Here is an 8,335-nt window from a genome sequence, read left to right as displayed (position 1 = left end):
GGCCGGCTCGCCGTCCCCCGCTGCTGCCGGTACCCTGCGCGCCCCCGGCGCGGGTCGCGGGGCCAGCGTGCCGGCCAGCAGGTACAAGACCCCGGCCGCCACCACCGCCCCCACCACCGACGGCCAGGCGTCCGGCAGATGCCCGTCAGGACGCTCCACCGCCGCCCAGGCCCCGACCACGCCGAACACCAGCACCACCGCGGAACCGGCCCCCCGGCGGCCCGCCGCGAACACCCCGGCCGCCAGGGCGAAGAGCCCCAGCACGGCCAGGATGCCGAGCTGGAGCACGAGCTTGTCGTCGGTCCCGAAGTTCCGTACCGCGAACTCCTTGAGCCACGGCGGGGTGCGGTCGATGAAGGCCCCGCCGACCGCCGTGACCGGGCTCGCCTCGGGGCGTACCGCCACCGACACCAGCTCCGCCACACACAGCGCGGCGAGCCCCGCGACCAGCCCGCTCGACGCGGCCGCCGCGTACCGCAGCAGACGCGCCGGCCGGCCGGGGCGGCCACCCCGGCCGAAGAGGACTTTCCGATCTTTGCTCACGGCGGCTATTCGGCACGGGAAGCAAGGTGGATTGGTCCGTCACTCCAAAGAATTAAAAGTCGGGGGGACGGCAAGAAAGATCCCGTCCCCCACCAATCCCCCGCCCCCTCCGCCTCGAATGCTCAGTGAGGGGCTGTGCCCGCGGACACGCCCGAGCATCCAGCACGACCCCCGAGGCAAGGAGCGACATGAGCGGTGACCAGCGCCGGCGTACGGCGGTGATCGGCGGCGGGATCGCGGGGCTGACGGCCGCGTACGTCCTGCGGCGCGCGCACGACGTGGTGGTGTACGAGGCGGACGAGCGGCTCGGCGGCCACGCCCACACCCACGACGTCCCGTCCGCCGACGGCCGGGTGCACCACGTCGACTCCGGCTTCATCGTGCACAACGAGCGGACCTACCCCTACCTCCTGCGGCTCTTCGTCGAACTGGGCGTGAGCACGCAGGAGTCGGAGATGAGCATGTCCGTACGGTGCGACGGGTGCGGCCTCGAATACGCGGGCGCCCGCGGCCCCGCCGGGATGTTCGCCCAGCCGCGCAACGCCCTCAGCCCCCGCTATCTGCGCCTGCTCGGCGAGGTCCCGGTCTTCCACCGGCGGGCCCGCCGGCTGCTGGACGCGCCGGTGGGCGCCGAAGCCACCGCGACCCTGGGGGAGTTCCTCGCCGAGGGGCGCTTCTCGCCGTACTTCGTCTCGCACTTCGTGACCCCGCTCGTCTCCTGCGTCTGGTCCTGCGACGCGCGGACGGCGATGCGCTACCCCGCCCGCTACCTGTTCCGCTTCCTGGCGCACCACGGTCTGCTGTCGGTCGGCGGCTCGCCCAAGTGGCGCACCGTGAGCGGTGGTTCGCGGGTGTACGTCGACCGGCTGGCCAAGCAGCTCGCCGCAGCCCGCACCACCACTCCGGTACGGGCCGTACGGCGCCTCGCGGACGGGGTCGAGATCACCGCCGAGGACGGGGACGTGCGGCGGTACGACTCCGTCGTCGTCGCCGTCCACCCCGACCAGGCACTGCGACTCCTGGCCGACGCCACCGGCGACGAGCGCCAGGTCCTCGGCGCGTTCCGGTACTCCCGCAACCCCACCCAACTGCACACCGACACCAGCGTGTTGCCACGCGCCCGGGGTGCCCGTGCCTCCTGGAACTACCTGATGCCGTCCTGCGACGCGGACTCCGGAGCCGTACGGGTCAGCTACGACATGAGCCGCCTCCAGCGCCTCGACGCACCCGAGACGTACGTCGTCACCCTGAACGGCGCCGACCACGTCGACCAGGAGCGGGTGATCGCCCGCATGGTGTACGAACACCCCGTCTACACACCGGAGTCGGTGACCGCGCAGGGCAGGCTCCCCGCGCTGAGCGGCCCGGTCACCGCGTTCGCCGGGGCGTACCACGGCTGGGGATTCCACGAGGACGGCTGCCGCTCCGGGGTCTTGGCCGCCGCCGCCCTGGGAGTGACGTGGTGAGCGGCGCCCCGGCACCCGGCGGCGAGCCCGGTGCCCCGCCCGTCGCCCTGCCCGCGCTCTACACCTGCCGGATCAGCCACGTCAGGACCGCGCCCCGCCGCTACGCGCTGCGCCACCGGACGTACATGTGGCTGATCGACCCGGACCACCCGCCGCGCCTGCCACGGCTGCTGCGCCCGCTCGCCCGCTTCGACAGCCGCGACCACTTCGGCGGCACCCGCCCGACGATCCGCGCCGGCCTGGAGGCGTTCCTCGCCGCCCAGGGGGTCGAACTGGCCGGCGGGCGCGTGACGATGCTCGCCCACGCCCGGGTCCTCGGGTACGTCTTCAACCCGCTGAGCCTCTACTGGTGCCACGGCCCCGGCGGCGAACCGCTGTGTGTGGTGGCCGAGGTGCACAACACGTACGGCGAACGCCACTGCTACCTGCTGCGCCCGGACGCCGGAGGGCGCGCCGAGGTCGCCAAGGAGCTGTACGTCTCGCCGTTCTTCCCCGTCGACGGCGGCTACTCCATGCGGCTGCCGGAACCGGACGAACGGCTCAGCCTGACGGTCCGTCTGAACCGTTCCGGCGGATCGCCGTTCACCGCGACCGTGCAGGGCGAGCGCCGCCCCGCCACCGTCCCGGCCCTGCTGCGCCTCGCGGTGCGCCACCCGTGGTCGACCGCCGTCGTCTCCGCCGCGATCCGTCTGCACGGCATCCGGCTGTACCTGCGCGGGCTGCCCGTGCGTCCCCGTCCCCATCACCGTGCCCAGGAGGGCGTGAAGTGAGTCTGTCCTCAATGACCTCGTCATCTTCGTCAGCGTCGTCTTCGTCGTCAGCGTCGGCCCCGGCCACCGCCTCGCCGGACCGGACGCCACACGCCGTGGACGAGCACCGCTGGCCCGACGTGGCCCGTGCCCCCCGTACCTCGCGGATCCGTACCGCCGTCGCGGAGCGGATCCTCCGCCGCGCCCTCGGCCAACTGCCCCTGCGGGTACGGCTCGGCGCCACGGAGACGCTCGGTCTGGGCGGTCCGCTGGTGGAGGTACGGGACCCGGCGGCGTTCTTCCGCCGGATCGGCGCCGACGGGCTGATCGGCTTCGGCGAGTCGTACATGGCCGGGGAGTGGGAGGCACCGGACCTGGTCGGCGCGCTCACCGTACTGGCCGAGCGTGCCGCGTACTTGATCCCCGCCCCGCTCCAACGGCTGCGCTCCGTCTGGGCGTCGAAGCAGCCGACCGCCCAGCGCAACACCCCCGAGGGCTCACGCGACAACATCAGCCGCCACTACGACCTGTCGAACGACCTCTTCGCGCTGTTCCTGGACGAGACCCTGTCGTACTCCTCCGGCCTCTTCCGCAGCTTCCCCGCCGACCGGTCCCTCCTGGCGGCCGCGCAGCGCCGCAAGATCGACCGGCTGCTGGACCGGGCCGGCGTCGGACTGGGCACGCAGCTGCTGGAAATCGGCACCGGCTGGGGCGAGTTGGCGATCCGGGCGGCCGGGCGCGGCGCGCGTGTGATCACCGTGACCCTCTCGGAGGAGCAGCGGGACCTGGCCCAGGCGCGGATCAGGGCGGCGGGGTACGAGGAGAACGTCACCGTCCTCCTGCGGGACTACCGGCGGGTGATGGGCACGTTCGACGCCGTGGTCAGCGTGGAGATGATCGAGGCGGTCGGCGCCGAGTTCTGGCCCGAGTACTTCCGGACGCTGGACCGGCTGCTGGCGCCCGGCGGGCGGATCGCCCTCCAGGCGATCACCATGCCGCACGACCGCATGCTCGCGACCCGGGACACCTTCACCTGGATCCAGAAGTACATCTTCCCCGGCGGTTTCCTGCCGTCGGTCGAGGCGATCGAGTCGATCACCGCCGAACACACCGCCCTGCGGGTCACCGACCGGGACGGCTTCGGACCGCACTACGAGCAGACGCTCCGGCTCTGGCGCGAACGCTTCACCGAACAGGCCGCGCGGGTGGAGGCGTTGGGCTTCGACGAGACGTTCCGGCGGATGTGGACGTTCTACCTGGCCTACTCCGAGGCGGGCTTCCGCTCCGGGTACCTGGATGTGCAGCAGATGGTGCTGACCAGGCCGGGGGAGGGGGACACCCGATGAACGACGGTTACCCGTGGGGGGAGTTCGGCCAAGGCGTCGGGTACGCGGCTGCCGCCGCCCTCGCCGTCATGCTGCTGACCTTCGCCCTCGCCGTGGTCAAGGGCCTGCACAGGATCGTCGACGTCGCCTGGGGTCTCGCCTTCGCCGCCGTCGCGCTCGTCTCGTACGCCGCGTCGGCGGGGGAGGGGGACGACGCGCGGCGGCTGGCCGTGACCGTACTGACCGTCGTCTGGGGGGTGAGGCTGGCGGGCCACATCGCGGCGCGCGGCCGGGGCCACGGGGAGGACGAGCGGTACGAGAAGATGCTCGCCAAGGCCCCCGGCCCCCGGAACCTCTACGCCCTGCGCATGGTCTACCTCCTCCAGGGCGCCCTGGTCGTGCTGGTCTCGCTGCCGGTGCAGGCCGCGCAGTACGTACGGGGCCCGGTCGGCCCGGTCGCGTACGCGGGAGCCGTCCTCTGGCTGACCGGCCTGTTCTTCGAGGCGGTGGGTGACCACCAGCTGGCCCGCTTCAAGTCCGACCCCGCCCACCGGGGCCGCCTCATGGACCGCGGCCTGTGGAGCTGGACCCGTCACCCCAACTACTTCGGCGACTTCTGCGTCTGGTGGGGCCTGTTCCTCTTCGTCTGCGACAACCCGGCGGTGGCCGCGGCGACCGTGGCCGGCCCGCTGGTGATGAGCTACCTCCTGATCAACGGCAGCGGAAAACGCCTCCTGGAACGCCACATGGCCGACCGCCCCGGCTACGCCGAGTACCGCGCCAGAACCAGCGGCTTCTTCCCCCGGCCCCCACGCGGGGGCGCGGGGCGGGGCTGACGCGGCACGGGCCTGACGTACGGCACGGGGCGCCCAGCAGGGCCGGGCGCCCCGTGCCTCCGCCCGCTACCCCCGTGAGCGGGCGAAGCGGTCGCGGCCCTCCGCGAGGTCCACGATCGGGGCCGGGTAGGTGAGTTGCGCGCGGTCCGGGGGTGGGAGGAGCCAGGGGCGGTGGACCGCGTTGCCCGGCACGTCCGCCAACTCGGGGATCCAGCGGCGGACGTAGTCGCCCCGGGGGTCGAACCGGGCCGCCTGGGTGAGGGGGTTGAGGACGCGGCCCGGCCGGGTGTCCGTTCCCGTGCCCGCCGCCCACTGCCAGTTGAGCTGGTTGTTCGCCAGGTCGCCGTCCACCAGCAGGTCCAGGAAGTGGCGGGCGCCGACGCGCCAGTCCACGTAAAGGGTCTTGGTCAGGAAGCTCGCCACCAGCAGGCGTCCCCGGTTGTGCATCCAGCCCTCGTGCGTCAGTTGGCGCATCGCCGCGTCCACGACCGGGTAGCCCGTGCGGCCCTCCCGCCAGGCGGCGATCTCGTCCCGGTCCGAACGCCAGCGGTCGCCGCGCGGGCGGTAGTCGGACCACGACACCTCGGGGCGGGCGGCGAGCACCTGGTGGTGGAAGTCCCGCCAGGCCAGCTGCCGTACGAACGCCTCGGCGCCCGCGCCCTGCTTCTCCCGTGCCCGGTGGACGCCCTCCACCGGGGAGAGGCAGCCGAAGTGCAGGTAGGGCGAGAGCCGGGAGGTGGCGTCGCCCGGCAGGTCGTCGTGACGGTCCTCGTACGACTCGATCCCGTCGGCCAGCCACGTCGTGAGCCGCTTGCGCGCCACGGTCTCGCCGCCCTCGGGGAGGCCGGGGGAGACCCGGCCGGCGTCCGCGCGCCGCGGCAGCGGATCGCTCGCGAGGTCCGGGACCCGTACGGTCCTGGGCGCGGCGAGCACCTCGCGCAGCCGCGTCTCCGACCAGCGGCGGAAGTACGGGGTGAAGACGGCGAAGGCGTCACCGCCCGCCGGGGTGATCTGGCCGGGCGGCAGGGCCGTGATGACGGCCTCCTGCACGTCCAGCGCGCAGCCGATGCCCCGTAGTGCCGTACGCAACCGCTCCTCGCGGGCCGTCGCGTACCGGCTCACCCCCGCCGCGACATGGACCCGCCGGGCACCGGTCTCCTGGACCACCCGGCAGACCTGGTCGACGGCGTCCCCCGTACGGACGACCAGCCGGCCGCCGCGTTGACGCAGGGCGGCGTCCAGCGAGCCCAGGCAGTCGGCGAGGAAGGCCAGCCGGTTGGGCGCGTCGAAGCCCGCCGCCCGTACCCCCTCGTCCCGTACGAACAAGGGCACCACCTGGTCCGCGCCGCGCAGGGCGGCGCGGAGCACCGGCTGGTCGTGCACCCGCAGGTCGGAGGTGAAGAGCACCACCGCAACACTCATGGACGTGCGTCCTTACGCGCTCGGGAAGGCCATCACGGCCAGGGGGTCGGTGGTGGGTGCCACCGATCCGCCGGCCGGTTCCACCGTGATCCCCATCCCGGAGGCCGAACCGACGGACCCCGCCATCAGTACCGCATCGGAGCCCGCCGACGGGTGCAACAGACCCGCGGCGCGCATCTTTCCGCCGTCGTCGTACCAGAGCTGGTAGACCTTCCCGGCGGGCGTCCTCGGCAGCCCCGACGCGATGAACGCGGCCCGGTCCTGGTCGCGGGAGACCACGACGGTGCCGGTCGCGCCGTCCGTCAGCTTTCCCGTGCTGATCCTGGCGTCGGGCGCGGCGAGTATGGCGGCCAGTGCCTCGGACCGCTGCTGGGCCCGGTTGTCGGACGCCTCGGCCCGCTGCCGGGCGTCCCGCGCCTCCTGGTGCTGCCACACCGCGATCCCGCCGAACCCGACGGCGGCGGCCAGGCACGCGGCCAGGACGAAACGGGACAGCGCGCGCCCCCGGGCGGCGCCGCCGCCCCCGCCGCCCCGGGGGTGGGGGGCGACCTTGGGCGGGTCCTGGCGTTCGGTGGCGATCCGGCGCAGCACCTGCTCCTTGAGCGCCGGGGGCGGGACCACCGTCACGGCCCGGCCCAACCGGGCGGCCGTGGCGGCCAGTTCACGTACCTCCTGGGCACACGCGGGGCAGACCTCCAGATGCCGTTCGAAGGCGGCCTCCTCGTCGCCGGCCAGCGCGTGCAGCGCGTAGGCGCCGGTCAGCGTGTGCAGATCCGCGGTGGTCATGCGCTCACCCCCAAGCAGTCGCGCAGGCGGATCAGTCCGTCGCGCAGCCGGGTCTTGACCGTGCCCAGCGGTACGGACAGCAGTTCGGCCACCTCGCGGTAGGCGAGCCCCTGGTAGTACGCCAGCGTCACGGACTGGCGCTGGAGTTCGGTGAGAGTACGCAGACAGCGGCGCACCTGTTCACGTTCGAGGCCGGCCTCGACCTGCTCGACCACTTCGTCGTAGGCCGGGGTCCTGTCCAGCAGCGCGGCCCGGTGCTCGCGGTCGCTGGACGCCTGGGCCGAGCGCACCCGGTCCACCGCCCTGCGGTGGGCGAGGGTCATGACCCAGGTCATGGCGGAGCCCCGGGCGGGGCGGAAGCGCGGGGCGGTACGCCAGACCTCCAGCAGCACCTCCTGGGCGACCTCCTCCGACTGGGCCGGATCGCGCAGGACGGAGCGCACGAGGCCCAGGACGGGCCCGCAGACCTGGTCGTACACGCGGGAGAACGCCTCCTGGTCGCCCCGGGCGACCTGCCCCAGCAACTCCTGAAGGTCGGGCCCCGCCGAAGCGGGGCCGCCGATGTGTACTGCTTCCTTCACGCGGCGTCCTCCACGATGCGTCCCGGGCGGGGGGTTCGACGAGGGTTCGGAACGGTGGCCCGGGCGGATTGGTCAGGGGGCCACTTTCGTCGAATTTCTTTTCCCGCGTGACGCGGAGGCGGAGGCGGCTCGCGGCGCCGAGTTGACGGCGTGCGGCGCCAGGCCGGCTCAGGACGCGCTTTCCTGCTCCCGCTCCACCTGCTCGTTCCACTCCCGCTTGGCCGCGCGCCACGCCTCGTCGCTCTGGCCGAGCCGCCAGTACCCGGAGATGGACAGCCGCTCGCGCGGGATCTCCCGCTCCAGCCGCAGATGGCGGCGCAGCTCCTTCACGAAGCCCGCCTCGCCGTGGACGAAGGCCTGCACGTCGCCCGCCGGGAAGTCCAACGCCCGTACGGCGGCCACCAGCGCCTCGCCCACCGGCCGGTCCCCGCGGTGCAGCCAGCGGATCTCGAACCCGTCCGGCGTCGCGATCTTCTGCTCCTCCCCGGGACCCGAGATCTCCACGAAGGCGTGCACGGTCGCGCCCGCCGGGGCCCGCTCCAGGGCCGCCGCGATCGCAGGCAGGGCGCTCTCGTCACCGGCCAGCAGGTGCCAGTCCGCCGAGGGGTCCGGCGCGTACCCGCCGCC

8 protein-coding genes and 1 pseudogene are annotated in these 8,335 nt (G+C 73.6%); 4 read left to right on the top strand and 5 right to left on the bottom strand.

Annotated features, from left to right (window positions below; all coding sequences use genetic code 11):
- Window positions 1–480: pseudogene (locus tag GT042_RS00740) on the bottom strand (molybdopterin-binding oxidoreductase); the annotation flags it as partial.
- A gap of 251 nt (window positions 481–731) precedes the next feature.
- On the opposite strand from GT042_RS00740, the gene GT042_RS00735 reads away from it, so the two are divergent.
- From GT042_RS00735 to GT042_RS00720, 4 genes are read left to right on the top strand one after another with little or no spacing between them, the layout of a single operon-like run.
- Complete coding sequence (locus GT042_RS00735) at window positions 732–2,009, top strand: FAD-dependent oxidoreductase (protein ID WP_161306747.1); 1,278 nt, start codon at window positions 732–734, stop codon at window positions 2,007–2,009.
- Window positions 2,010–2,056: 47 nt separating this feature from the next.
- Window positions 2,057–2,779: a DUF1365 domain-containing protein gene (locus tag GT042_RS00730; RefSeq protein WP_161306748.1), complete on the top strand. Its 723-nt coding sequence runs from the start codon at window positions 2,057–2,059 to the stop codon at window positions 2,777–2,779.
- 11 nt (window positions 2,780–2,790) lie between these two features.
- Entirely contained in the window at window positions 2,791–4,104 is a 1,314-nt protein-coding gene (locus GT042_RS00725) for a cyclopropane-fatty-acyl-phospholipid synthase family protein (protein ID WP_161306746.1), read from the top strand.
- Window positions 4,101–4,919 (top strand): DUF1295 domain-containing protein, encoded by an 819-nt coding sequence (locus GT042_RS00720; protein ID WP_161306745.1) that lies wholly within the window; start codon window positions 4,101–4,103, stop codon window positions 4,917–4,919. The genes GT042_RS00725 and GT042_RS00720 overlap by 4 nt, the downstream gene beginning before the upstream one ends.
- A 66-nt stretch (window positions 4,920–4,985) precedes the next feature.
- On the opposite strand, the gene GT042_RS00715 is transcribed toward GT042_RS00720, so the two are convergent.
- From GT042_RS00715 to GT042_RS00700, 4 genes are all read right to left on the bottom strand, one after another.
- Window positions 4,986–6,341 (bottom strand): deoxyribodipyrimidine photo-lyase, encoded by a 1,356-nt coding sequence (locus GT042_RS00715; RefSeq protein ID WP_161306744.1) that lies wholly within the window; start codon window positions 6,339–6,341, stop codon window positions 4,986–4,988.
- A 12-nt stretch (window positions 6,342–6,353) separates the two neighbouring features.
- Window positions 6,354–7,127, bottom strand: coding sequence for an anti-sigma factor (locus tag GT042_RS00710; protein WP_161306743.1), 774 nt, complete (start codon window positions 7,125–7,127; stop codon window positions 6,354–6,356).
- Entirely contained in the window at window positions 7,124–7,708 is a 585-nt protein-coding gene (locus tag GT042_RS00705) for a sigma-70 family RNA polymerase sigma factor (protein ID WP_161306742.1), read from the bottom strand. Before GT042_RS00705 ends, GT042_RS00710 begins: the two co-directional genes overlap by 4 nt.
- Window positions 7,709–7,876: 168 nt before the next feature.
- A partial coding sequence (locus GT042_RS00700; RefSeq protein ID WP_161306741.1) for a siderophore-interacting protein occupies window positions 7,877–8,335 on the bottom strand: 459 nt, incomplete at its 5' end.

Origin of the sequence: Streptomyces sp. SID3212 (assembly GCF_009865405.1) — a bacterium.
In the GTDB taxonomy this organism is placed as follows: Bacteria; Actinomycetota; Actinomycetes; order Streptomycetales; family Streptomycetaceae; genus Streptomyces.
This window is presented reverse-complemented; position numbering and strand designations above follow the sequence as displayed.